Annotated in this window: 22 protein-coding genes and 2 pseudogenes; 7 read left to right on the top strand and 17 right to left on the bottom strand. The window is 60.1% G+C overall.

What is annotated here, in order from left to right; translation table 11 throughout:
- Positions 1–163: 163 nt before the first annotated feature.
- From hutH to ftsY, 12 genes and pseudogenes are all read right to left on the bottom strand, one after another.
- Entirely contained in the window at positions 164–1696 is a 1533-nt protein-coding gene (gene hutH / locus BN4575_RS12080; RefSeq protein WP_068978335.1) for a histidine ammonia-lyase, read from the bottom strand.
- Between the two features lie 4 nt (positions 1697–1700).
- Positions 1701–3422 carry a urocanate hydratase gene (gene hutU, locus BN4575_RS12075; protein WP_068978334.1) on the bottom strand — a complete coding sequence of 574 codons (1722 nt, stop codon included), beginning with the start codon at positions 3420–3422 and terminating at the stop codon, positions 1701–1703.
- 53 nt (positions 3423–3475) lie between these two features.
- Positions 3476–4420 carry a formimidoylglutamase gene (hutG, locus tag BN4575_RS12070; RefSeq protein WP_068978333.1) on the bottom strand — a complete coding sequence of 315 codons (945 nt, stop codon included), beginning with the start codon at positions 4418–4420 and terminating at the stop codon, positions 3476–3478.
- Positions 4413–4991: pseudogene (locus BN4575_RS12065) on the bottom strand (amidohydrolase family protein); the annotation flags it as partial. The pseudogene BN4575_RS12065 and the gene hutG, both read right to left, overlap by 8 nt.
- Before the next feature lie 5 nt (positions 4992–4996).
- Positions 4997–5329 (bottom strand): annotated as a pseudogene (locus BN4575_RS12060) (formimidoylglutamase); the annotation flags it as partial.
- Positions 5322–6557, bottom strand: coding sequence for an imidazolonepropionase (gene hutI / locus BN4575_RS12055; RefSeq protein ID WP_068978331.1), 1236 nt, complete (start codon positions 6555–6557; stop codon positions 5322–5324). The pseudogene BN4575_RS12060 and the gene hutI, both read right to left, overlap by 8 nt.
- A 154-nt stretch (positions 6558–6711) precedes the next feature.
- The gene (gene hutC / locus BN4575_RS12050) at positions 6712–7416 is read right to left on the bottom strand and encodes a histidine utilization repressor (RefSeq protein WP_068978410.1); all 705 of its coding nucleotides are present in this window, start codon (positions 7414–7416) and stop codon (positions 6712–6714) included.
- 11 nt (positions 7417–7427) lie between these two features.
- Entirely contained in the window at positions 7428–8087 is a 660-nt protein-coding gene (gene can, locus BN4575_RS12045; RefSeq protein ID WP_042019698.1) for a carbonate dehydratase, read from the bottom strand.
- A 125-nt stretch (positions 8088–8212) separates the two neighbouring features.
- Positions 8213–9067, bottom strand: coding sequence for an RNA polymerase sigma factor RpoH (gene rpoH / locus BN4575_RS12040; RefSeq protein WP_042019699.1), 855 nt, complete (start codon positions 9065–9067; stop codon positions 8213–8215).
- A 452-nt stretch (positions 9068–9519) separates the two neighbouring features.
- Positions 9520–10473, bottom strand: a complete 954-nt coding sequence (gene ftsX / locus BN4575_RS12035) for a permease-like cell division protein FtsX (RefSeq protein WP_042019701.1) — start codon at positions 10471–10473, stop codon at positions 9520–9522.
- Positions 10473–11141, bottom strand: a complete 669-nt coding sequence (gene ftsE / locus BN4575_RS12030; RefSeq protein ID WP_042019703.1) for a cell division ATP-binding protein FtsE — start codon at positions 11139–11141, stop codon at positions 10473–10475. Before ftsE ends, ftsX begins: the two co-directional genes overlap by 1 nt.
- A gap of 202 nt (positions 11142–11343) precedes the next feature.
- Positions 11344–13134, bottom strand: coding sequence for a signal recognition particle-docking protein FtsY (gene ftsY / locus BN4575_RS12025; RefSeq protein WP_068978330.1), 1791 nt, complete (start codon positions 13132–13134; stop codon positions 11344–11346).
- 111 nt (positions 13135–13245) lie between these two features.
- Here ftsY and rsmD point away from each other — a divergent pair, with 111 nt between their 5' ends.
- Both rsmD and BN4575_RS12015 read left to right on the top strand, forming a co-directional pair.
- Complete coding sequence (rsmD, locus tag BN4575_RS12020; protein WP_068978329.1) at positions 13246–13875, top strand: 16S rRNA (guanine(966)-N(2))-methyltransferase RsmD; 630 nt, start codon at positions 13246–13248, stop codon at positions 13873–13875.
- Positions 13859–14170: a DUF1145 domain-containing protein gene (locus BN4575_RS12015; RefSeq protein WP_033137695.1), complete on the top strand. Its 312-nt coding sequence runs from the start codon at positions 13859–13861 to the stop codon at positions 14168–14170. The genes rsmD and BN4575_RS12015 overlap by 17 nt, the downstream gene beginning before the upstream one ends.
- An 856-nt stretch (positions 14171–15026) precedes the next feature.
- On the opposite strand, the gene BN4575_RS12010 is transcribed toward BN4575_RS12015, so the two are convergent.
- The 5 genes from BN4575_RS12010 to BN4575_RS11990 form a co-directional block, all read right to left on the bottom strand.
- The gene (locus BN4575_RS12010; RefSeq protein ID WP_068978328.1) at positions 15027–16013 is read right to left on the bottom strand and encodes a helix-turn-helix transcriptional regulator; all 987 of its coding nucleotides are present in this window, start codon (positions 16011–16013) and stop codon (positions 15027–15029) included.
- A 291-nt stretch (positions 16014–16304) separates the two neighbouring features.
- Positions 16305–16691 (bottom strand): SirB2 family protein, encoded by a 387-nt coding sequence (locus tag BN4575_RS12005; RefSeq protein ID WP_033137694.1) that lies wholly within the window; start codon positions 16689–16691, stop codon positions 16305–16307.
- On the bottom strand, positions 16688–18544 hold the full coding sequence (locus BN4575_RS12000) for a monovalent cation:proton antiporter-2 (CPA2) family protein (RefSeq protein WP_068978327.1): 1857 nt from the start codon (positions 18542–18544) through the stop codon (positions 16688–16690). Before BN4575_RS12000 ends, BN4575_RS12005 begins: the two co-directional genes overlap by 4 nt.
- A 67-nt stretch (positions 18545–18611) precedes the next feature.
- Entirely contained in the window at positions 18612–19208 is a 597-nt protein-coding gene (locus BN4575_RS11995) for a glutathione-regulated potassium-efflux system oxidoreductase KefF (protein WP_068978326.1), read from the bottom strand.
- A 101-nt stretch (positions 19209–19309) separates the two neighbouring features.
- Positions 19310–20152 (bottom strand): LysR family transcriptional regulator, encoded by an 843-nt coding sequence (locus BN4575_RS11990; protein ID WP_068978325.1) that lies wholly within the window; start codon positions 20150–20152, stop codon positions 19310–19312.
- Positions 20153–20295: 143 nt separating this feature from the next.
- On the opposite strand from BN4575_RS11990, the gene BN4575_RS11985 reads away from it, so the two are divergent.
- The 5 genes from BN4575_RS11985 to BN4575_RS11965 all read left to right on the top strand — a co-directional run bounded on the left by BN4575_RS11985 (position 20296) and on the right by BN4575_RS11965 (position 25681).
- Positions 20296–21018: an SDR family oxidoreductase gene (locus BN4575_RS11985; protein ID WP_068978324.1), complete on the top strand. Its 723-nt coding sequence runs from the start codon at positions 20296–20298 to the stop codon at positions 21016–21018.
- 88 nt (positions 21019–21106) lie between these two features.
- Positions 21107–21430, top strand: coding sequence for a hypothetical protein (locus BN4575_RS11980; protein ID WP_068978323.1), 324 nt, complete (start codon positions 21107–21109; stop codon positions 21428–21430).
- A gap of 46 nt (positions 21431–21476) precedes the next feature.
- Positions 21477–21908 (top strand): DUF411 domain-containing protein, encoded by a 432-nt coding sequence (locus BN4575_RS11975; RefSeq protein ID WP_005339953.1) that lies wholly within the window; start codon positions 21477–21479, stop codon positions 21906–21908.
- Positions 21909–22142: 234 nt separating this feature from the next.
- Positions 22143–24296, top strand: coding sequence for a S9 family peptidase (locus BN4575_RS11970; protein ID WP_068978322.1), 2154 nt, complete (start codon positions 22143–22145; stop codon positions 24294–24296).
- A gap of 413 nt (positions 24297–24709) precedes the next feature.
- Positions 24710–25681 (top strand): TAXI family TRAP transporter solute-binding subunit, encoded by a 972-nt coding sequence (locus BN4575_RS11965; RefSeq protein ID WP_068978321.1) that lies wholly within the window; start codon positions 24710–24712, stop codon positions 25679–25681.
- Positions 25682–25714: the final 33 nt, after the last annotated feature.

Below are 25714 nucleotides of genomic sequence, written 5' to 3'. Positions count from 1 at the left end.
GATGTTCGAGCACGAATAACCGCGTTTAGCCAACGCCAGAAACGACAAGACCGCCCGATTGGGCGGTCTTTTGTCATCTGCTCCCGGATCTCACCGGCGCCAGTGAAGCGGCTTCCCCCCCATCCCCCCCCTTCTCCCGCCAGGGGAGAAGGGGGATCAAGGCTTACAGGCTGGGCAGCACCCCGGCCGGGATCAGATCGTTGTAGCTGGCACGGCCCAGCAGGGCGGCGGCAGCTTCGATATCCGGCGAAAAATACCTGTCCTTGTCGTAGAAGCTCACCTCTGCCCGCAGTCGTCCCTTGGCCAACTCGATCAACTCGGTGCTGCGCAAGGGCGCACGGAAGTCCAGACCCTGTGCCGCCGCCAGCAGTTCGACAGCCAGAATGCCGCGGGTGTTCTCCGCCATGTCTGCCAGCCGACGAGCGGCGAAGGTGGCCATGGAGACGTGATCCTCCTGATTGGCGGAGGTGGGCAGGCTGTCTACCGAGGCAGGATGGGCCAGGCTCTTGTTCTCGGAGGCGAGCGCCGCCGAGGTGACCTGAGCAATCATAAAGCCGGAGTTGACCCCGCCATTGTTGACCAGAAACGCGGGCAAACCGGACATGCGCGAGTCGATCAGCAGCGCCATCCGCCGCTCTGACAGCGAGCCGATTTCGGCGATGGCCAGCGCCAGATTATCAGCCGCGAAGGCCACCGGCTCGGCGTGGAAGTTGCCACCGGAGAGGATCTCCTCGTCATCGGCAAACACCAGCGGGTTGTCGGAGACCGCATTGGCCTCGCACACCAGCACCTCGGCGGCGTGGCGGATCTGGGCCAGACAAGCTCCCATCACCTGCGGCTGGCAGCGCAGTGAGTAGGGATCCTGCACCTTCTCGCAGTTGTGATGGGACATGCCGATCTCGCTACCATCCACCAGCAGGTGGCGATAGCAGGCGGCCGCATCGATCTGGCCACGCTGACCACGCACCTCATGGATGCGGGCATCGAACGGACGGCGGCTGCCAAGGGCGGCCTCCACGCTCATGGCGCCTATGGTGATGGCACCGGCAAACAGATCCTCGGCGTGGAACAGCCCCTCCAGCGCAAAGGCGGTGCTGGCCTGGGTGCCGTTGAGCAGCGCCAGCCCCTCTTTCGGCGCCAGCGCGATGGGCTCAAGCCCGGCAATTTTCAGCGCCGTGGCGGCATCGATCAGCTCGCCCTTGTGGCGCGCCTTGCCTTCACCGATCAGCAAGCAGCTCATATGGGCCAGCGGCGCCAGATCGCCAGAGGCGCCGACGGAGCCCTTCTTCGGCACCACCGGATAGACCTCTGCATTGATAAGCCGGATCAGCGCCTCCAGCACCGCCAGCCGGATGCCGGAGAAGCCCCGCGCCAGCGAGTTGAGCTTGAGCACCATCATCAGCCGCACGGTGACGTCATCCATATAGGTGCCAATCCCTGCCGCATGAGAGAGCACGATGGAGCGCTGCAATTCGTCCAGCTGCTCCACCGGAATACGGGTGTTGGCCAACAGGCCAAAGCCGGTGTTGATGCCGTACACCACCCGGTTCTGCTCGATCACCTTGGTGACCACCGCAGCGGAGGCGTGGATCCCCGGCAATGCGGCCGGATCCAGTGAAATATGTACCGGCTCGCGACTAACGCGACGCAGGGTGGCGAGATCCAGCTCGCCCGGAGTAATAGTCAATTCAAACATGGTGTTACACCTTTCCTTTGACACCGTTGGCGCCGCCTAACATCGGCAGATCCAGTTTCGCCTCATGGGCACAGTTGATGGCAATCTCGTAGCCCGCATCCGCATGGCGCATCACACCGGTGGCCGGATCGTTGCGCAGCACCCGACCCACGCGGCGGGCCGCATCATCGGAGCCATCGCAGACGATCACCACGCCGGAATGCTGGGAGAAGCCCATCCCCACCCCGCCGCCGTGGTGCAGCGACACCCAGGTCGCGCCACCGGCGGTATTGAGCAGAGCGTTGAGCAGCGGCCAGTCGGAGACGGCATCGGAGCCATCCATCATCGACTCGGTCTCGCGGTTCGGGCTCGCCACCGAGCCGGAATCCAGATGGTCGCGGCCAATCACGATGGGCGCCTTCAACTCGCCGTTTTTCACCATTTCGTTGAAGGCCAGACCGAGCCGCACCCGATCCTTGACACCGACCCAGCAGATCCTCGCCGGCAGCCCCTGAAACGCGATCCGCTCGCGGGCCATGTCGAGCCAGTTATGCAGATGAGGATCATCGGGGATCAGCTCTTTCACCTTCTGATCGGTCTTGTAGATATCTTCCGGATCGCCGGAGAGGGCCACCCAGCGGAACGGACCAATCCCCTCGCAGAACAGCGGGCGGATATAGGCGGGAACGAAACCGGGGAAGTCGAAAGCGTTCGCAACCCCCTCTTCCAGCGCCATCTGGCGGATGTTGTTGCCGTAATCCAGGGTGGCAGCGCCGCGGGCTTGCAGGGTCAGCATCGCCTCCACCTGACGGGCCATGGAGCGACGGGCGGCCAGATTCACCTCCTGCGGGGCGCTCTGTTGCAGCTCGCGCCACTTGGCAACGCTCCACCCCTGCGGCAGGTAGCCGTGGATCGGGTCGTGGGCAGAGGTCTGGTCGGTCACAACGTCTGGCGTGATGCCACGGGCCACCAGCTCGGCGAAGACATCGGCGGCGTTGCCGAGCAGGCCGACGGAAACGGCGGTGCCGCTCTGCTTGGCCTCTTCGACCATCGCCAGCGCCTCATCCAGGCTGTGGGCCTTCTTGTCCACATAGCGGGTCTTGAGGCGAAAATCGATGCGGGTCTCGTCGCACTCCACGGCGATCATCGAGAAACCGGCCATGGTCGCAGCCAGCGGCTGGGCGCCGCCCATGCCACCGAGACCGCCGGTGAGGATCCAGCGGCCCGCAGGCTCGCCGTTGAAGTGCTGGTTGGCCACTGCGAAGAAGGTTTCGTAAGTGCCCTGCACGATCCCCTGGGTACCTATGTAGATCCAGGAGCCTGCGGTCATCTGGCCGTACATCATCAAGCCCTTCTTATCGAGCTCGTTGAAGTGCTCCCAGTTGGCCCAGTGCGGCACCAGATTGGAGTTGGCGATCAGCACCCGCGGCGCATCCTTGTGGGTCTGGAACACCCCAACCGGCTTGCCGGATTGCACCAGCAAGGTCTGATCCTCCTCCAGACGGGTCAGCACCTCGACGATCTTGTCGTAGCAGGCCCAGTTGCGGGCGGCGCGACCAATGCCGCCATAGACCACCAGCGACTGGGGATGCTCGGCCACCTCGGGATCCAGGTTGTTCATCAGCATCCGCAGCGGCGCCTCGGTGAGCCAGCTCTTGGCGGTCAGTTCGGTGCCGCGCGGGGCACGGATCACGCGGTTAGGGTCAGTTCTGGAATCAGCGCGAGGATCCTGGTGTTGCACAGACATACACACTCCTTGTTGTATCAATAGGGTGCCTTCGGCGACCTGCGGCCAAAGGGTTAACGGGTCAACAGATGAACCAGAAGCGCAGCCATGCGGGCACTGCGGTTGTCCTGATCCAGCGTAGGGTTAAGCTCGGCCAGATCGGCAAGCCTGAGTTTGCCGCTGGCCCGGATATGGGCGATCAGCGGTTCGATCACCGCCAGCTCCACACCGTGGGCGGCGGGCGCACTCACTCCCGGCATCACGGCGGCGGGCAGCACATCGAGATCGATGGTCAGGTAGAGGTGATCGCAGCGGGCGATAAAGGCATCCAGCCCGCTCAGCAAGCTAGGCAGGGCCCGCTCGCTCATGACTTCATCTTTCACATACCAGACCCCCAGCTCGTCGGCCCGTGCAAACAGCGCCCGGGTATTAGCGGTCTCGGCCACCCCGAGGCAGGCGTAGTGAAACGGTGTGCCCTGAGCGGCGCACTGCTCGGCGATCTGGAAGAAGGGGGTGCCGGAGCTTGCCAGCTCCTGTTTCATGCGCAGGTCGAAATGGGCGTCGAAATTGATGATGCCAACCTTGCCACTACCGCCCAGATGACGGTTGAGGCCGCTCCAGCTGCCGAAAGCCACCTCGTGGCCGCCCCCCAGCACCAGCGGGAAGTGGCCCAGATCGAGTGCAGCGGCGACCCGCTCGGCCAGTCGGCCGTGGGCAGCGTCGAGATCGCCATCGGGGCAGCTCACATCCCCGCCATCGTAGACGGGGCGATTCAGGTGCCAGGCGGTATTGGCCAGCAGCTTGCGCACCGCTTGCGGCGCACCGGCGGCGCCGATACGCCCCTTGTTGCGGCGTACCCCTTCATCGCAGGCAAAACCGAGCAGTACTACACCGGCTGCCTCTTGTGCCCCGGCGGCCCAGGGTTGCACCTTGTCGTGCCAGCGCAGTGCCAGTTCACCATCTTCCGGATCCTGCCGTCCCTGCCAGAGCGACATGTCGATCGGGTTGAACTTATCCATGGAGGGTCTCCTCACCGTTGAAGATGCGGCCTGCCAGCTGATCGACGCCGACCATGTAGCTCAGCTCGGCCGGATGAGCGCAGTGCCAGATCAGAAAATCGGCCGCCATGCCCACCTTGAGCTGGCCAAGACGCGCCTGCTCGCCGAGCGCTTTGGCAGCGTGACGGGTCACCCCGACCATCGCCTCCACCGGGGTCAGGCCAAACAGGGTGCAGGCCATGTTCATTGCCATCCGCAGCGAGACGATGGGGGCCGTACCCGGGTTGATGTCGGAAGAGACCGCTATCGGCACCCCCGCCTTGCGCAGGGCAGCGACGGGGGGCAACTTAGTCTCTTTGAGGAAGTAAAAGGCAGTAGGTAGCAGGGTGGCGACCACGCCGCGATGTGCCAGCGCCAGGATCCCTTCCGGATCCAGATACTCCAGATGATCCACCGAGAGGGCGCCAAAGTGGGCGGCCAGGGTGCTGCCCCCCAGATTGGAGAGCTGATCCATGTGCCCTTTCACCGGCAGGCCGTATTGATCCGCAGCCAGATAGACCTGCTCGGTCTGGGCCAGCGAGAAGCCGATGTTGCAGCGGCGACCCGCTCGGCCAGTCGGCCGTGGGCAGCGTCGAGATCGCCATCGGGGCAGCTCACATCCCCGCCATCGTAGACGGGGCGATTCAGGTGCCAGGCGGTATTGGCCAGCAGCTTGCGCACCGCTTGCGGCGCACCGGCGGCGCCGATACGCCCCTTGTTGCGGCGTACCCCTTCATCGCAGGCAAAACCGAGCAGTACTACACCGGCTGCCTCTTGTGCCCCGGCGGCCCAGGGTTGCACCTTGTCGTGCCAGCGCAGTGCCAGTTCACCATCTTCCGGATCCTGCCGTCCCTGCCAGAGCGACATGTCGATCGGGTTGAACTTATCCATGGAGGGTCTCCTCACCGTTGAAGATGCGGCCTGCCAGCTGATCGACGCCGACCATGTAGCTCAGCTCGGCCGGATGAGCGCAGTGCCAGATCAGAAAATCGGCCGCCATGCCCACCTTGAGCTGGCCAAGACGCGCCTGCTCGCCGAGCGCTTTGGCAGCGTGACGGGTCACCCCGACCATCGCCTCCACCGGGGTCAGGCCAAACAGGGTGCAGGCCATGTTCATTGCCATCCGCAGCGAGACGATGGGGGCCGTACCCGGGTTGATGTCGGAAGAGACCGCTATCGGCACCCCCGCCTTGCGCAGGGCAGCGACGGGGGGCAACTTAGTCTCTTTGAGGAAGTAAAAGGCAGTAGGTAGCAGGGTGGCGACCACGCCGCGATGTGCCAGCGCCAGGATCCCTTCCGGATCCAGATACTCCAGATGATCCACCGAGAGGGCGCCAAAGTGGGCGGCCAGGGTGCTGCCCCCCAGATTGGAGAGCTGATCCATGTGCCCTTTCACCGGCAGGCCGTATTGATCCGCAGCCAGATAGACCTGCTCGGTCTGGGCCAGCGAGAAGCCGATGTACTCGCAGAAGACATCCACCGCATCGGCCAGACCCGCCTCGGCGACGGCCGGGATGATCTCCTGACAGATGGTCTCGACCCAGCTATCGGGGTCATCGCGATATTCCGGCGGCACCGCATGGGCTGCCAGCAGGGTGGTCTTGACCCGGATCGGCTGCGCCTCTCCCAGTCGGCGGGCCACCCGCAGCATCTTGAGCTCGTCCGCCAGCGTCAGACCATAGCCGGACTTGATCTCCACCGTGGTGACCCCTTCGCGGATCAGTGATTTCACCCGCGGTAGCGCCAGCTCGAACAGCTGCTCCTCGCTGGCGGCGCGGGTAGCACGCACCGTGCTGATGATGCCACCGCCCCGACGGGCGATCTCGGCATAGGGTACCCCCTGCTGGCGCAGCTCGAACTCCTCGGCGCGACTGCCGGCAAAGACGAGGTGAGTGTGGCAATCGATAAGACCGGGGGTGACCAGCTTGCCCTGCATATCCTGCCAGTGGGCGGGATGGGGCCCCTGCAGCTCGGCCATCGGCACCAATGCATGGATCTTGCCATCCTTCACGCCGATGGCGTGGAGCGGCAGCAGGCCGTAGTCGGCCAGCTCGTCATTCAGGGTGGCGGGCGTCACGTTGAGCCAGACCCGCTCGCAGTTCAACAGTTCCTTGTTCATAGCGACCTCAAATGTATATACATATCCTTATAGTCGATCTCTATGACGAAAGAAAGAGCAGAGTTCACATCCTGATAACAGCATCAAACTTAGAGTTTAAACACAAAAAAGCCCACCAAGAGGTGGGCTTTGCAAAATCGAGTTGTATAGACATTTACTCCAGCTGAGTCTTTGAGCTGAGTTTGTAGCGAGAACCGGGGGAGAGCAAACGGGCGTAGGAAACCAGATGCCCCTCCGACCAGGTACGCCGGTGCAACAACAGGCAGGGGGAATCTACGCGGATCTGCAACAAGCCCGCCTCACCGGCGCTCGGCAACACAGCTTCCACCACGTGCTCCATCTCGGAGAGGGGGCAGACATCCATCAGATAGCGGTTGGGGGTCTGTTGGGTGAAATCCTGTTCGCCATAGCCCGGCAAGCGCCCGGCATCGACGAAGCGCTCCTCCAGCTGCAACGGCTCACCATCAGCCTGATGGACGATCAGGCTGTGAAAGATGGGGGCACCGACCCGCAGCCCCAGTTGTACTGCCACCTTCTCGTCGGCGGCCAGTCGCTGCAGCCGGATCACCCGGGCGCTGTACTCGCCGCCACGCTCGGCGATCTCGTCGGCAATGTTGCGAATGGCCAGCAGCGGCGACTCGGTGCGCCTGTCCGCCACGAAGCTGCCGGAACCGGCGGTACGCACCAGCCACCCTTCCGCCATCAGTTCCCGCAGCGCCCGGTTGACCGTCATCCGGCTCACGGTGAACTGCTCGCACAGGGCTGCTTCGGTCGGGATCCTGTCCCCCGCCTGATAGTGGCGTTCGCGGATCCCGTCCAGAATGTGCTGCTTGATCTGCAGATAGAGGGCTGGCGCCACCATGAAGCTCCCTAGCGCCGACGGTGAGGCGGACGCATGTCCGGCCAGGCGCGGTAAACGTCGGGGATCTGATCCGGCCCGCTGATGCAGAGATCGAGATCGTGCAGCAAGCCATCCTTGATGCCGTAGATCCAGCCATGCACCGCCAGCTCCTGCCCCTTGCGCCAGGCGTTCTGGATGATGGTGGTGTGGCAGACGTTAGCCACCTGCTCGGCCACGTTCAGCTCGCACAGGTAGTCGAAGCGCTCGTGCTCATCCTCGATCGCTTCAAGCTGCTCGCCATACTTGAAGTAGACATCCTTGATGTTGCGCAGCCAGTTATCGATGAGACCCAGCTCCTGGTTCTGCATCGCAGCCTTGACGCCACCGCAACCGTAGTGACCGCAGACGATGATGTGCTTCACCTTGAGCACTTCTACCGCGTATTGCAGCACAGAGAGGCAGTTGAAATCGGTATGCACCACCAGATTGGCGACGTTGCGGTGGACGAAGACATCCCCCGGCAGCAGGCCCATCAGCTGGTTGGCGGGAACCCGGCTGTCGGAGCAGCCGATCCAGAGGTATTCGGGGGCCTGCTGGGCAGAAAGGGTGGCAAAGAAGGCGGGATCTTCGGCCTTGATCCGTTCGGCCCACTCACGGTTGTTGGTAAACAGGTCGTTCAACAGTTTCACTTCTGCTCTCCCTAATGTGGCAGTTGCGGCAACATAACACACCCAAGGGTTATCAGGGCAAGCCTCGATTACCGGCGGCAGAAACAAAAACAGGGCCATCAGGCCCTGTTTTCAGCGAGGAAGCATCAGGCTTCCATGGCATCTTTCAGCTTCTTGAGCGCGTTTTTCTCAAGCTGACGCACTCGCTCGGCGGAGACGCCGTAGGTATCGGCCAGCTCCTGCAGGGTGGTCTTGCTGTCATCATCGAGCCAGCGGGCGCGGATGATGTGCTGGCTGCGCTCATCCAGCGTGGCGAGGGCCGAGCTCAGGCGACGGGTCGCGTGATCGTCCCAGTTGTCGTTCTCGATGGTCGCGGCCAGATCGGAGGATTTGTCCTCCAGATAGTGAACCGGCGAGAAACCGCCCTCCTCTTCATCATCACCAACCAGATCGAACGCCTGATCGTAGTTGGCCATCCGCCCTTCCATCTCGGTCACGTCAGCGGCAGAGACACCAAGATCGGCAGCCACGGCCTGAACCTCTTCGTGGTTCAGCCAGCCCAGACGCTTTTTGGATTTGCGCAGGTTGAAGAAGAGCTTGCGCTGGGCCTTGGTGGTGGCCACCTTGACCATGCGCCAGTTGCGCAGCACATATTCGTGGATTTCGGCCTTGATCCAGTGCACGGCAAAGGAGACCAGACGCACGCCGACCGTCGGGTCGAAGCGCTTGACCGCCTTCATCAGGCCGATGTTGCCTTCCTGTACCAGATCGGCCTGGGGCAGGCCGTAACCGGCATAACTCTTGGCAACATGAACGACAAAGCGCAGGTGCGACATAATCAGCTGACGAGCAGCCTCGAGATCGCCATCCTGCTGCAAACGCTCAGCCAGCTCACGCTCTTCCTCTGCGCTTAGCACCGGAATAGAATTTACTGCCTGGGTATAGCCTTCCAGACTACCTTGCGGAATCAGGGCCATGGTGCGCTGCAATGAAGTTCCCATCTGTTACCTCTTACTTTTCAATCGAATCAGTCTAACACCCTGAGAGGGTCTGTCTACCGACCGGATGCCATTCTGCGGCCTGTATCAAAGATACCGACCCAGTTTAAGACCGGGTTATCTTAGGCCTGCAGGATGAATCATGAATGAACAGTCAAAAAAAGGGGGTCACAATGAAGGACCCCCGAAAAGTAGCATGCTAAGTCCATTGTTGCGGAGCTCGCAACCTTCACATGCTTGCCAAGTCTGACGAGCAAGGCAGAGGGGCCACACTCGTATAAATGCTTCAGCTTTAATAGACTGCTTATAAATCAGAAGGTTCAACGGATCTAGCAAAGATCCGGAAGATCATTATTATTCAGAATACTCTGACAATGGGGGCCAAGCCAGAAACGGCCCCTCTTTTACTTGATCCGCTTCTCAAAATCCAGTGATTTACTTTGATGATAAATCAATCAAGATGGTTCGATGTCGCGAATGTGGCGATGGACCGAAAACCAGGAGGCGATCAACCCCAGCAGGGCACCCAGCAAGATTAGATTGATCCCGTCTACCGCCCCCATACCGACCAACCGGAAGTTACTGTTATACAAACCGGCCAGCTCCTTCACCACCCCTTCGCTCCAGATCACCATCACTTCGGTGAGCCACCAGGCCAGCATGCCGCCAATGATGCCAAACCAGATACCGGTATAAAGGAAAGGGCGATGGATGAAGGAATCGGTCGCTCCAATCAGTTTAAGCACCTCGATCTCGGAGCGCTGGTTAAGGATATTAAGGCGCAGGGTGTTGCCGACGATCAGCAGCACGGCGGAGAGCAACAGCACCGCGATACCGGTAATGGTATGGCGTAGCAAGTTCATGATCCCCTGCAGACGGGTCAACCACTGCAGATCCAGCTTGCCTTGCTCGACCCCCACCTCGTTGTTGAGCTTGCCGAGCAACTCGGCGGCCCCTTCCGGGTTCTGCCAGCGCGGATCCGGAATGACGCTCAGCACAGGTGGCAGCGGGTTGCTGTCGAGGTAGTCGAGGGCATCACCAAAGCCGGAAATCTCGCGAAACTCCCGCAACGCATCGTCCCGGCTCAGATAGGTGACCGAGTCCACTTCGGGGTAGAGCAAAATCCGCTGCTGCAGATCGAGAATGCTCTGTTCCGGCAGATCCTTGCGCAGATAGAGGGAGATCTGGGAGCTGGTCTGCCAGCTCCCCTCCACCACCTCGGCGTTTTTCAGCAGCACATGGAAGCAGGAGGGCAGCGCCAGACTGACGCCCAGTACCGCCAGAGTCATCAGGGAGGCGAGCGGATTGCGCCACAACTCCCCCAGACTGGCAAATGCCTGGCGCACGTGGTCAACCCCATACATCATCAGACGGCGCAGTGGCGGTTGTTTATGTCGAACGATGGCCATCAGAGCTGCTCCCCGGCTGAATACATACGACCCGCCTTGAGGGTCAGGGTGCGGTAACGCATACGGGCAATCAATCCCAGATCGTGAGTGGCGATCAACACCGATACCCCAAAATTGTTGAACTCCTGAAATAGCCGCATGATGTCCATGGAGAGCTGGGGATCCAGATTACCGGTCGGTTCATCCGCCAACAGCAGGGGCGGCTTGTTGACGATGGCACGGGCGATACCGACCCGCTGCTGCTCACCGCCGGAGAGCTGGCGTGGCTGGTAACGCTCCTTGCCCAGCAACCCCACCTTGTCGAGGGCTGCAGCGACCCGCTTGTTGATGTCGGCGTGGCTGTAGCCATCGATCACCAGCGGCAGTGCCACGTTGTCAAACACGGTGCGATCCATCAGCAACCGGTGATCCTGAAAGATCATCCCGATCTGGCGACGCACATAGGGGATCTGGCTGCGCTGGATATGGCTGACATCGTCGCCATGAAAGAACACCCGGCCATCGGTCGGACGCTCCATCACGCTGATCAGTTTGAGCAGGGTACTCTTGCCCGCCCCCGAGTGTCCGGTCAGAAAGGCCATCTCTCCCTTCTGCAGGTGAAAGCTGACCTTTTGCAGCGCCTGATGGCCACCGCTGTATACCTTGCTGACCTTATCAAAACGAATCATAACGGTTCCCTGATATTGACCAACCTCGGCCAGGATCGAAGTATGGCGCGCTGGCTCATCGCCGCCGGCACTGGGCCTTGATGAAATGGCTGATCCACAGCCAACCATCTTGCCACCTTTGTCGAAACGACATCCAAAAACCCAATAGTGACAAACCCCGACCAAAGTCGGGGCATGGGACACTTACTCATCTCGACCGGACTTATTCATCGCGGCTAAAGAGCGCCTCGATGAAGTCGTTGGCAACGAAGGGACGCAGATCGTCGATCCCCTCGCCCACCCCGATATAACGGATCGGGATCTGGAACTTGTCGGCCACCGCGAAGATGACGCCGCCCTTGGCAGTACCATCCAGCTTGGTCAGCGTGATCCCGTCCAGACCCACCGCCTCGCTGAACAGCTTGGCCTGGCTCAGGGCGTTCTGGCCGGTGCCTGCATCCAGGGTCAGCATGATCTCGTGGGGTGCCTCTTCATCCAGCTTCTTCATCACCCGCACCACTTTCTTGAGCTCTTCCATCAGGTTGCTCTTGTTCTGCAGGCGACCGGCGGTGTCGGCAATCAGCACGTCAGCCCCACGGGAGCGGGCAGCTTCGATGGCGTCATAAATGACAGAAGCGGAATCAGCACCGGTATGCTGGGCAATCACCGGAATGTTATTGCGCTGACCCCATACCTGCAGCTGCTCGACCGCAGCGGCACGGAAGGTGTCACCCGCCGCCAGCATCACGCTCTTGCCTTCCGCCTGGAACTGCTTGGCCAGCTTGCCGATGGTGGTGGTCTTGCCGACCCCGTTCACACCGACCATCAGGATCACGTAAGGCTTCTTGCTGGTATCGATCACCAATGGCTGCTCGACCTTGGCCAGCATGGCCCCCATGTCCTGCTTGAGCAGGCCGTAGAGCGCCTCGGCATCCTTGAGTTGCTTGCGATCAGCATGTTGAATCAGGCCATCGATGATACGACGGGTGGTATCCACGCCAAGATCTGCCGTCAGCAGCTGGGTCTCCAGCTCTTCAAACAGCTCATCATCGATCTTCTTGCCACGGAACAGACCGATAAAACCGGAACCTATGTTCTCCTTGGTGCGAACCAGACTGCGCTTGAGGCGGGCAAAAAAGCCCTCCCGCTGCGGCTTGTCCTGAGTGTCATCATCCACGGCAGCAGCCAGCGGCAGAGCAGCCAGCGCGGCGGACTCAGCCTCCATCGCGGCTACCAGCCGCAGATCTTCCGCTCGCTGGGCCTCTTTGGCGATACGGGCCTCTTCAGCAGCCTGAGCTTCAGCGGCAATACGGGCAGCTTCGGCAGCCTGCGCTTCCGCTGCAATACGAGCGGCTTCGGCGGCCTGTGCTTCAGCGGCAATACGGGCAGCTTCAGCAGCCTGAGCTTCAGCAGCAATACGGGCAACTTCGGCAGCTTGCGCTTGCGCAGCAATACGGGCCTCTTCAGCAGCCTGTGCTTCAGCAGCAATACGGGCAACTTCTGCGGCAATACGGGCAGCTTCGGCAGCCTGCGCTTCAGCGGCAATACGGGCAGCTTCGGCAGCTTGTACTTCCGCAGCAATACGAGTGGCTTCGGCGGCTTGCGCTTGTGCGGCAATACGGGCAGCTTCGGCAGCCTGTGCTTCAGCGGCAATGCGAGCAGCTTCAGCAGCTTGTGCTTGCGCAGCGATACGAGCGGCTTCGGCAGCACGCTCCTCTTCGGCGATCAGCGCTTCGTTGACAATCACCGGCTCCAGGTCGGAGGCACACTCCTCCACCACCAGCGGGCCATGGTCATCCAGCTCGGTCGGCAGACAGCAATCATCATGCAGAACGCTATGTTGCGCGCTGGCAGGCACTTCGGGTGCAACAGCCGGCGTGGTATCGGGAGCAGGGGTAGTAGCGACCTCGGGCTCAACGGTAACGGGGGTGGCTTGGGGTGTCTGTGGTTGGACAACCTCAGCCTCTTCTTTCTTGCGGCCGAAACCGAGCCAGGAAAACAAACCTTTTGCCATCTAAAAAATACTCACTTCGTTGGCTGACTGCTAAGATAGCCGTCCCTTGGCGGGTCGGAATAAAAATGAACCGCCTTATACTACCACTTTATTTTCTGACGATGAAACGCGATGCCCAGAGTGAAATCCAGCCGTAGCAACCCGAGCCAAAGTCCCGCCCCGCAAGGAAAATCGGGCTTTGTGAGAATCATCAGCGGCCAGTGGCGAGGTCGTAAATTGCCGGTCAAGGATGTGGAGGGGCTCAGACCCACCACGGATCGCGTCAAGGAGACCATCTTTAACTGGCTGGCCCCCCATGTCCGTGGCACCCGCTGTCTGGATCTGTTCGCCGGCAGCGGCGGGCTGGGGCTGGAGGCACTGTCACGCTATGCCGAGCAAGTGACCCTGATCGAGATGGACAAAGGTGCCGCCGACCAGATCAAGAAGAATCTGGCTGCACTTGGTAGCAGCCAGGGCCAGGTTATCCAGTCTGATGCAGTAAGCTGGCTGCAAGGCCCTGCCACCCCCTTCGATCTGGTGTTCCTCGATCCGCCGTTTCGCCGCGAGCTGCTGCCGCAAGTGTGCGAGCTGCTGGAGCAGCGCGGCTGGCTGGCACCGGATGCCCTGATCTATCTGGAACGGGAAAAAGAGATGGCCGATCTGGCGCTGCCTGCCAGCTGGCAGTTGCTCAAGGACAAACAAGCAGGTCAAGTCTGCTATCAACTCTATCTGCGGGAGGTAAACAATGAAGCGAGTCTTTAATCTGCTGGCGATGGGGCTGGTACTGTTTTTCTGGTTTGGCGTACTGGTGAGCCTGATTGCCCCGCTGCCGGGCAAACTCAACGGTTTTCTGCCTGTCTGCGGCGTGATCGTCGCGCTGCTGCACTGGTTGCAGGCCAGCATGATCAAGGCAGCTTGCAAACGCTACTTCGCGGTCACCAAAGCCGAGTTTGTCACTGTGCTGATCTTTGGCGTGTTTGGCATGGTCGACATTCGTCAGCGCCTGCAAGAGATCGTCAACGCCGCCCAACGCGGCAATCTCTCCGGCAAACCATAAAAGAAAAGGGGACGGCGGTAGCCGTCCCCTAGAGTCGTGTCGTCCTGTCCTTAGAACTGCAATGCTCCCTGCAATCCCTGACGTTATCCTAATCCTTTGGAATATCCCCTTTCCAATCCGTTGGCGTGTCCTGCGGCGCTCCTGGCCTGGCAATTCATCCTGAACTGCTTCACTGTCTCCATCCTGGAGGTGTCCGTTACCACATCCTGTGGGGGTTCCTTGCGTCATCCTGACCGATAACCATCCTGGCTATCTCACTTCATCCTGAAGTATTCCTTCTCGCATCCTGCGAGGTCCTGTTCATCCTGAAGAACGAGGTTCCGTTCGTTCTGCTCCCATCCCGAGAGTGTCCTGCCGCATCCCGCGGTGTTCCTTTATTCATCCGTGACGATAATCATCCTGATTATCGAGCTCATCCTGAGGTGTCCTTGCCTGCATCCTGCAGACTATTCCATCTTTATGCGCTGCCCTGCATCCTGCCGGACCAGCTCCGTCCTTGTGAGACCCATAGTAAGGAAATGTGCGGCTCGAACAAGAGCCACTCTCCGAGAAAGATCTGATGGCGATCCCATTCCCAAAAATGAACTTAAAAACTAAGGCTTTAAAATCAGTATCTTATTTAGTTTCACAGGAAAGCTCGATCATTCTGGCATGGCTTCACGTACGGCTTGACGCGCCAGCCTCTTACAGTAGCTATGGCAGATCTCTTACACGGCTTTCACCCCCAAAAACGGGGCAGGAAAACGGTTCAATCCTGTCGTTAAGACTTAAAAATTAGTTGAATAAATATGCTTAAAAAAACAGCAAAAAAAAGAGCCGAGACCAGGCTCGACTCTTCAATATTGCCATTCTTTAATCAGCTCAAGCGGTTGGCCGGATTGAGATAGGCCTTGCGCAGCGATTCCGGCGCCAGCACCTCCAGTTCACCGCTGATGTTGTTCAACCAGCTGCGAAACTCCGGGGTGTCTTGCACTTCTGTCTCGACCACCACGCTGCGCTTGTCATAGCGGGTCATGCGCGGATTGTTGCCGGGGATCTGGTTATCCACCAGCGACTGGCTGTTGGCATCGATCCGGCCGACGAAGCGGATCGGGCCGCTCACGTCCTGATAGCCCTGATCGCGGATCAGCCTTTGGATATTGAAATCCTTCGGCTGGGTGGCGCTGAAGTTGGTCAGCTCCACGCTCTTGATATGGTCGAACGGGATGCCGTAAACCTTGGGATCCAGCTCGGACAGGGTGCAGAGCAGGATCGGGCCATCCGGCTGATTGAGAATGCCGAGCGGGTTGATCCGGTCATAGCAGAGCCACACGGTACGCTCTTTGATCACGCGCTGGATCTCGGCGCTGAACTTGCGGCCACGCCAGAGCGCATCGCGGATCAGGGTGCTACGGCGGATCTCCGGGTTGCCGGCAAACGGGCGCGGCGACTGGTGGACACTCTCCAGCCAGCGCTCGGCCAGTTCACTCTGGCTGTCGCGGATCACCTGGCTCGCCTTGTCGACCAGCGGGTTCAATTCGGTCAGTACACTCGCCGGCAACAGTTGGCTCGCCTGATCACTCCAGGTTTTCAGGGCCACCGCCAGCGAGAGCGGCATGATATTGGCAAAATCGTTGAGGCCGTGGCGCTCGAAGCACCAGCCATGGGGTTTGCTGCGCTCGTCCGAGGTGAGGTCGAACAGCCCCATGCCGGACATCTCCTCCAGGTCCCGCTGCACGGTACGCAGACTGACGTGGATACCTTCCTCTTCCAGTTTTACCTGGAGTTGGCTGGCGGTCAGCTTGTAAGGGCGGTGCGGGATGCAACGCGCCAAGGTCAGTTGTCGTAACAGCTTCTTACTCATGGTGCATGCCTTCACTGGTTTAGCGTTGACTGTATGCTAGTCGTGACTTGCGACAGTCTATGTCGCAAGTTTTGCTGCGACAACTGTCGCCATTTTCATACAAACGTCGATATGTAATTGATTTTACATCACAAAAAAGAACAAATCGGGGTCAACACAGGCTTAAATTAGCAAGAAAAGCATCAAATTAAAGTTCTACATGCCACTCCAATGGCAGTTAAACATTCCATGAATAAATAATTAATCAGAATATTATCTCGAAAGGGGGAGACTAACCTCCCCCTACCCTGTTTACATCAGCCACGACCAGGCTGACTTGGTGATGGCCGCACCGATCATGTATCCGAACACCGCCAGCGCCGCCACACCGGCCACCAGCTTCTGACCGCGGGCCGGGCGCTTGAGTGCCATCACACCCAGACCGATATAGAGCACCAGTGCAATCAGCTTGGCCATCAGCCAGGGCTGCTGACCCGGGCTCAGCTGCAAGGTCACCGCCAGCAGCACGCCAAACAGCAGCAGGAAGGTGTCGTTGATATGGGGCAAGATCTTCAGCCACTTCTGCTGCAACCGATCGCTGCCGGCCAGTGCCAGACGCCAGCGATAGATAAAGAGCAGCAGACTGACCAGCGCCAGCGTCATATGCAGGTGTTTGAACATGGGGTAATAGGCAATCATTTTGCTTCCTTGTCGTCGTCGGGTAGCCCGCTGTTCCAGTTGTGGGCATGGATACGCTCCTGCCCCTCCTCGTCGTCTTGCAACAGATCGGAGAGGATCTCCCGGTATTGCAGGCTCTTGTTGATATAAGTGTGTTCGTCGTCCAGATAGTTGACCTGCTCGCGCAACAGCCAGTTATCGTGCTGTTTGAAGGTCTGCCCCGCCCGCCAGGCCTGGTTGGCCCGAAAACCGAGCTGGGTCAGGGCTTCCACCCCCAGATCGACCGCAGAGCCCAGGGTTTCCCGGTGCACGCTCTCGACCCCGTGCCGCAGTATCTCGTGGGCATGAGGTCGATCCAGCGCTCGCGCCAGGATCTTCAGGTGCGGGAAGTGCTTCTGCACCATCTCGATCACTGCCAGCGAGGTAGCGGGATCGTTGATGGAGAGCACCAGTAGCTTCGCCTTGTGCGCCCCTGCGGCATGGAGCAGATCGATCCGGCTGGCATCGCCATAGAAGACCTGATAGCCATACTTGCGCAGGGTCTCTATCTGGCTGGCATCCTGCTCGAGGATGGTGGTGCCGATACCGTGACCATGCAGCAGACGCCCCACGATCTGACCGAAGCGGCCGAAGCCCGCGATGATCACCGGATGCTCCACCAGCTCAGGTTGCTCATGCTGCGGTGCGTCGCTCTGGTTACGGTAATCGAACCAGGGCTGGATCACCCGATCGTTGAGGATCAGCAGCAGCGGGGTCAGCGCCATGGAGAGCGCCACCACCAGCGTCAGCAGCGAGATGGTTTCACCGGGCAGCACCCGGTTCTGGGCGGCAAACGAGAAGAGCACGAAGGCAAACTCACCCCCTTGCGCCAGCGCCAGTCCGAAAGTCCAGCGCTGACTCGGTGAGATGCGAAGAACGAAGCCGAGCGCCATCAGCACCAGCCATTTGAGCACCATCAGGCCAACCACCAGAGTGGGTATCAGGAAGGGATGCTCGGCAAACAGCCCGAAGTCGATCCCCGCCCCCACCGACATAAAGAACAGGCCGAGCAGCAAGCCCTTGAACGGCTCTATGTCCGCCTCCAGCTCATGGCGATATTCGCTGTCGGCCAGCACCACACCGGCGAGGAAGGAGCCGAGAGCAGGCGAGAGCCCCACCGACTCCATCAGCACCGCGATGGCGATCACCAGCAGCAGGGCCGCGGCGACAAAGATCTCCCGCATGTGGGACTGGGCGATGGCGCGAAACACCGGCCGCATCAGGTAGTGGCCACCCAGTACTATGCCGGAGATCGCCGCGACCACCAGCAGACCATGCTGCCAACCTGCCAGCTCGGCGCTGCCATTGCTGGCCACCGGCGCGATAGCCAGCAGCGGCAATAGCGCCAGGATCGGAATGACCGCAATATCCTGAAACAGCAGCACCGCAAAGGCGGAACGACCGCTCTCGCTCTGCATCAGCTTGCGCTCCTGCAGGCTCTGCAGCACGATGGCGGTGGAGGAGAGCGCCAGGATCAGGCCGATGGCCAGCCCCTGTTGCAGCGGCAGGCCGATCAGGTGCGCCACGCCGGTCAGCGCCGCCGTGGTGAGCAGCACCTGCAGGCCGCCGGTGCCGAGGATCGGCCCCTTCAGCTGCCACAAGAGGGCCGGACGCAATTCAAGGCCGACCAGAAACAGCATCAGCACCACCCCAAACTCGGCGAAGTGCATCACATCCTTCTGCTCCCCCACCAGCCCCAGCAGAAAGGGGCCGATAATGATCCCTGCCAGCAGATAGCCGAGCACCGAGCCCAGCCCCCAGCGCTTGGCGAGCGGCACCGCGATGACGGCGGCAGAGAGGTAGATAAAGGCATCAAACAGGATCCCGTGGCCCATCAATCAGCCCTCCGTGTGAACGTCTGATCCGGCTCATGGAGTCGGCCAAAAAGCTGCCAATGTGTCATCAGAGCACCTCCAGCAAGTCGCGTAGATAAGGACGCCCGGCCAACTGTTCCGGGGTCAGCTGATCGTCACGCAGGGCGCAGAGTAGCTGGCGATAATCCTGACCACAGCGGCGCAGGGCGGCGGGATCCTTGATCTTGTGAAAGGAGTGCAGCACGAAAGGGGGCAGCCAGTTCATGCCACACAAGGTGGCAGCCTGTTGAAATGGCAGCAAAAAGTCGAGCAGCGGTCGGCTGTTGTACCCCTCGCTGCAGTAGGACTCCGGCGCCCCGCCGGTGGTGATGGCGCTCAGCCACTGCTTGCCCTTGAGGGCGTGGGCTTCGGGGCCATAGGCGTAGCCATACTCCAGCACCAGATCCATCCACTCTTTCATGATGGCCGGGCAGGAGTACCAGTAAAACGGGTGCTGAAAGACGATGATGTCGTGCTCCGACAGCAGCGCCTGCTCCCGCTTCACATCGATGAACATGTCGGGATAGTGCTGGTAGAGGTCGTGAACCGTGACCCCCTCCAGCCCTTCAATCGCCTGCAACAGCTGCTTGTTGGCCCGCGAGCTCTGCAGCGCGGGATGGGAAAAAATAACCAGAATGCGTTTCATGACCACATCACCCGAACAAAGCCTTGCTGTACAAGGCGCGGTAAACAGAAAAAGGGTGTCTAGGAAGCTGCATCGTAAAGGTGCACAGGAAAGCGACCTTATCAGGAAGCGCCATAGCCTGCCAACTCGGGGATCAGCTCCCGCAGCGCCGGATTGAGGGTCTGGTGGGCGGGATAGCAGAGCCCGATCCGGCGAAACATCCGCGGCCCGCTCACCGGCAGGGTACAGAGCCCCGCCTCATCCTCCACCAGCCCGTCCGGCAGAAAACTGATGCCGACCCCCGCCAGCACCAGCGCCATCACCAGCCCCTTGCTTTCGGCCTTGGCCACCAAATTGAGGGTAAGGCGGTCACAGGCCAGCAGGCCGATGGTCTGCTGATGGGCCTCGCAAGGCGGGCACTCAATAAAATCATAATGTTGCAGCTCGGCCAGTTCGATCCTCTCGCGACTGGCCAGGGGATGGTCGACCGGCACGCAGAGCACGTAATCCTCCTCCCACAACGGCAGGAATATCTCGTCCTCCCGGCGCAGGGCATCCAGCGTCAAGCGACAGTCGGCGGGCGTGGTGTAGTCGGAGAGGGTGAGATCCAGCTGCGGCAACACACGCTGTACTTGCTGCAGCAGCCCGGCCACCCGGCGGCGACTCAAGTCCGGCATGATGGCGATATTGAGCCGCGCACGCGTCGCTTTCTGGCGAAACAGCTCCGGCAGACGGCGCGCCTCCTCCACCAGCTTGACCGCGTGGGGATAGAGATAGTGGGCCGGATCTTTCGCCACCACCCCCTTCTTGCCCCGGACAAACAGGCTATCACCGAGCGCCTCTTCCAGCTGGCGCAACCCAGCCGAGAGAGAAGGCTGGCTGACGTGGCAGCGTTCGGCGGCCACCGTGATGTTCTTCTCTTCATAGATGGCGATGAAGAAACGCAGCAATCTCAGATCCAGCATAAGCCCAACCATAGTTTTTTCAGATGATAACCAGCGGAAAACAATATTTATCACTTATAGATGCAGTGACTATAGTGATTGGGTTCCGTGCTGGCCAGCCACCTGTTTGCTCAAACCGACTCTTGAATCAGAAGGAAAGACCCATGTCCAAATCTCTCGTCGTGATCACCGGCGCCTCCGCCGGGATCGGTGCCGCCATCGCCCGCGCCTTCTCTGCTGCCGGTCATCCGCTGCTGCTGCTGGCCCGCCGGGTCGAGCCGATGCAGGCACTGAACCTGCCCAATACCCTCTGCATCGGAGTCGATGTAACCGACACCGCCGCCATGAAGGCCGCCGTCCAGCAGGCAGAAGCCAAATTTGGCCCGGTGGGCTGCATGGTCAACAACGCCGGTGTCATGCTGCTGGGTCAGGCCGATGTGCAGGATCCCGCCGAATGGCAGCAGATGCTCAACATCAATGTGATGGGGGTGCTGAACGGCGTCCACGCAGTGTTGGCAGGCATGAAAGAGCGCCGCAGCGGCACCATCATCAACATCAGCTCCATCGCCGGTCGCAAGACCTTCCCGAACCATGCCGCCTACTGCGCCACCAAGTTCGCCGTGCACGCCCTGACCGAGAACATCCGGGAAGAGGTGGCCGATGTCGGCGTGCGGATGGTGACCATTGCCCCGGGTGCGGTGGAGACCGAACTGCTCAGCCACACCACTGACGAGAGCATCAAGGCCGGTTATCACGACTGGAAAGATCAGATGGGCGGCGTCATTGCGCCGGAAGTGATCGCCGATGCCGTGCTCTACGCCTGGAACCAGCCTGCCAACGTCTGCGTGCGCGAGATCGTGCTGGCGGCGACCCGTCAGCAACCTTAATCCTGGCTGACTGACACCATGGGGAGGGCTTGACCCTCCCCCGGGGCACAGGGTTACCATGTGCCCCTTATTTTTTCCGAGTCATTCCATGGTTCTCACCCATCGCCAACTCGCTCACGCCCGTCGCTGGATCCCCTTGTGGAGTCTGGTGCTGGTGTTGATGTCGTTTGGCAGCCGGGCCGCAACCGACCTCTGCACCCTGACCACCCACTGCAGCCAGAGCGCGCGCACCCTGGAAAAAGCGATGCCCTGCGGCAGCTTTACCACCGCCCTCTCGATGACGCTGGTAGGCAGCGACAGCCTGATGGTCGCCGTGCTGGAACCGGATACCCCCGACTTCGCCTCCCCCTCTCTCTTTATGCCGGACGCCCCGTGCGAGCGGCTCGAACGTCCCCCACGCACCCGGATCTGAAACGCATCCCGTATCGGGCGTCTTTTCTTTCAATCTGAGGTGAGTAATGTACAAACCCCTGTTACTGGCCATGCTGGCCGGTACCGTCAGCTTTTCGGCTCTCGCGGCCGAGAAGATGACCGTCTACAAATCCAAATATTGTGGCTGCTGCCAAAGCTGGAACGAGCACATGGAGCAGAATGGCTTCGAACTGGAGGTCATCGAAACCGAACAGCTCGGCGCAGTGAAGCAGCAATACGGTATCGCGCCGGAACTGGCTTCCTGCCATACCGGTATCGTAAATGGCTATGTGATCGAGGGGCATGTACCGGCCGCCGATGTGCAGAAGCTGCTCAGGGAAAAACCGGCGATCCGTGGCCTGACCATTCCGGGCATGCCCCAGAGTGCGCCGGGCATGGATATTCCGGGCCATCCCTATGAGGTACTGAGTATCAGCAACGAGGGCGCGACCAACCGCTGGTCGAGCTACCCCGGCTGACGAAAACTGGCCATGAGAGGGCACTCCCATATCATGTGAGGCACACCTGAGCGGACTCTTGCCGCTCATGGCCAGAAAGAGGGCCGCTATCGCAAGATAGCGGCTTTTTTTGATTACATTTCCTGCAATAACAAGGGATTGCTTGCAACCACCGGCAACAAGGGGCAGATTTAACGCCAATTCATGGAGCCGATGCTCAGGTCTACCAACCCTTTCCAGCGCCAAGGATGCGACATGTTTACCTTTTCCCGAGGAGTTCTGCTGCTAGCCTTTCTGACAGTTCTCCCCCCCACTTATGCCAATGAAGAGCCCGCCATGCTGACAAGCGAACATCCAATCCAGCCGCCCGTGGCCGCCAAACATCCCCGCACGCTGAAAAAACACGGGGATACCCGCATCGACAACTACTACTGGCTGCGTGACGACGAGCGGCAGAAGCCCGAGGTGTTGGACTATCTCAAGGCCGAGAACGCCTATACCGAGGCCATGCTCAAGCCGACCCAGCCCCTGCGCGAACAGCTTTACAAAGAGATGGTCGCCCGCATCCCCCAGCAGGATGAATCGGTGCCCTATGTGAAGAATGGCTACCGCTACCAGACCCGCTATGAGCCGGGCAAGGAGTACGGGATCTATTCGCGCACCAAGCTCGGTGAAGAGCAGGCTAGTCTGCTGCTCGACAGCAACCTGCGGGCTGAAGGGCACGAGTTCTATGCCCTCGGCGCCCTTGAGGTGAGCCGCAACAACCGCTGGCTGGCGGTGGCGGAAGATTTCCTCTCCCGTCGTCAGTACCAGATCCAGTTCCTCGATCTGGAGAGCGGCCAGTGGGCCACCGACAAACTGGAAAATACCTCTGGCAATCTGGTATGGGCCAACGACAACAAGACCGTCTTCTATGTGCGCAAGCACCCGCAGACCCTGCTGCCCTATCAGGTCTATCGCCACACGCTCGGGACGGATCCGGCCACGGACAAGCTGGTCTACGAGGAGAAGGATGACTCCTTCTACATCAGCCTCTACGCCACCACCTCGGAAGATTTCATCGTCATCGCTCTCTCCAGCACGACTACCGGCGAAGTGCGGCTGATCGATGCCAACGTGCCGAGTCAGCGGCCACGGCTGTTTCTGCCACGTCAGGTGGATCACGAATACAGCCTGGATCACTACCGCGGCCGCTTCTATATGCGCTCCAATAAGGACGGCAAGAACTTCGGCCTCTACGAGACCAAGGAGAGCCCGGTCGATCGCTGGAAGGCGGTGATTGCCCCCAATCCGGACGTGCTGCTGGAGAGCTACGCCCTGTTCAAGGATTGGCTGGTACTGGAAGAGCGCAACAAGGGGCTGACCCGACTGCGCCAGATCAACTGGCAGAGCGGTGACGAGAAGGAGATCGCCTTCGACGATCCCGCCTATGTCACCTGGCTCGCCTACAACCCGGAGCCGGATACCAGCGCCCTGCGCTATGGCTACTCCTCCATGACCACCCCCGCCTCCACCTATGAGCTGGATATGGCGAGCGGCAAGCGCACCCTGCTCAAGCAGCAGCCGGTGGCCGGCTTCAAGGCCGACCAGTACGCCAGCGAGCGACTCTGGGTGACCGCCCGCGACGGCGTATCGGTGCCAGTGTCGCTGGTCTATCGCAAGGACAAGTTCAAGAAAGAGCAGGCCGATGCGCCCAAGAATCCGCTGCTGGTCTATGGCTATGGATCCTACGGCGCCAGCATGGATCCCGACTTCAGCAGCTCGCGCCTGAGCCTTCTGGACAGAGGCTTCGTCTACGCCATCGCCCATATCCGGGGGGGTGAAGAGCTGGGCCGTCACTGGTACGAAGATGGCAAGTTGCTGAAAAAGCAGAACACCTTCAATGACTTCATCGATGTCACCAAGGCGCTGGTTGAGCAAGGCTACGGTGCCAAAGAGCAGGTCTACGCCATGGGCGGCAGCGCCGGTGGTCTGCTGATGGGGGCCGTCATCAATCAGGCGCCCCAGCTCTATCGCGGCGTGGTAGCGCAGGTGCCGTTCGTCGATGTGGTCACCACCATGCTGGACGAGTCGATTCCCCTCACCACCGGGGAGTATGACGAGTGGGGCAACCCGAACCAGAAGCGCTACTACGACTACATGAAGAGCTACAGCCCCTACGATCAGGTCAAGGCGCAAGCCTACCCCAACCTGTTGGTCACCACCGGGCTGCACGACTCGCAAGTGCAGTATTGGGAGCCCGCCAAGTGGGTCGCCAAGCTGCGCGAGCTGAAGACGGATGATAACAAGTTGTTACTCAATACCGACATGGACGCCGGCCACGGCGGCAAGTCGGGCCGCTTCAAAGCCTACGAAGATATCGCGCTGGAATACGCCTTTATCCTGGATCTGGCCACCCCGGCTAACTGATCCATCATGACTCCGGCCCTTGCCACGCAAGGGCCGCATAAGAATCCTCTCGTAGTTTTTCCCTCTTCCATTTCCCTCTATATCAAATTAATCTTCGGCTAGAAAATGAATGATCGAGGTCATGTTTCTCAAGATTTAACTCCGTGATTTTGCCATTTCGTTTGATTTATGTTGGGTAAATGTGCTTAATCGGAGTGCTTGCAACTTTTTATTTGGCCCCTCAGGGGCCAATTTATCTTCGACCGACAGGAGGTTGGTAGCCTCACCACAGGATGAGGGTGACTGCCGAAAAGGGGTGATCAATCCCCCCGATTTCGCGCAACGAGAAGAGCAGGCAAGCCCGACGCAGAGCGGGATTGTCATCAATTTATCCGGGGATCGGATAAACCAAAATCACAGAAAAGGGAGAAATAATGAAAGGATTAACCTTGGCGTGCGCCCTGTCGGCGGCTCTGGTCGGTGTCTCATTTGGTGGTCCGGTACAAGCGCAGGAGCGCTTCGTGACCATAGGCACCGGCGGTCAGACCGGCGTCTACTATGTCGCTGGCCAGTCCATCTGCCGCTTCCTCAATCGCGGCGCTGCCGATCACCAGATCAAGTGCAACGCCCCGGCCAGTGGCGGCGGTGTTGCCAACGTCAACGGCATCCGTAGCGGCGAATTCAACTTCGGCATCATGCAATCCGACCACCAGTTCAAGGCGATGAAAGGACTGCCACCGTTCCAGGCCGAAGGGGCCATGGATGACATTCGCGCCGTCTTCTCCCTGCAGAGCGAGGTGTTCACCATCCTGGCTCGCCGCGATGCCAAGATTGCCAGCTTCGACGATCTGAAAGGCAAGCGGGTCAACATCGGCAACCCGGGCTCCGGCCAGCGTGACACCATGGAAGAGATCATGGCGGTCAAGGGCTGGAAAAAGGGCGACTTCGGTCTGGTCTCCGAGCTGAAACCGGCTGAACAGGCTTCCGCCCTCGGTGACAACAACATCGACGCCATGAGCTACTTCGTCGGTCACCCGAACGGTGCCATTCAGGAAGCCTCCACCACCACAGATGCGGTGCTGGTACCGGTCACCGGCGCAGAGATCGACAAGCTGCTGGCCGAGAAGAGCTACTACAGCAAGGCCGAGATCCCGGGCGGCATCTACAAGGGCAGCGATAAGCCCACCCCCTCCATTGGTGGCAAAGCGGTGCTCTCCACCAGCGCCAAGGCCGATCCGGAAGTGGTCTATCAGCTGGTCAAATCGGTGTTCGACAACCTGGATCGCTTCAAGCGCCTGCACCCTGCCTTTGCCGACCTGAAAGAGGCCGACATGATCAAGGTGGGTCTCTCTGCACCGCTGCATGAAGGGGCTGCCCGCTACTACAAAGAGCGCGGCTGGCTCTGATTTCGGGCCCCGGGGCCTTTGTCATTCTCCTCG

It is taken from the genome of Aeromonas sp. EERV15 (genome assembly GCF_900079845.1).
Lineage (GTDB): Bacteria > Pseudomonadota > Gammaproteobacteria > Enterobacterales > Aeromonadaceae > Aeromonas > Aeromonas sobria.
Note: the sequence above shows the minus strand (reverse complement) of the source record. Positions and strands in the feature narration are given on the sequence as shown.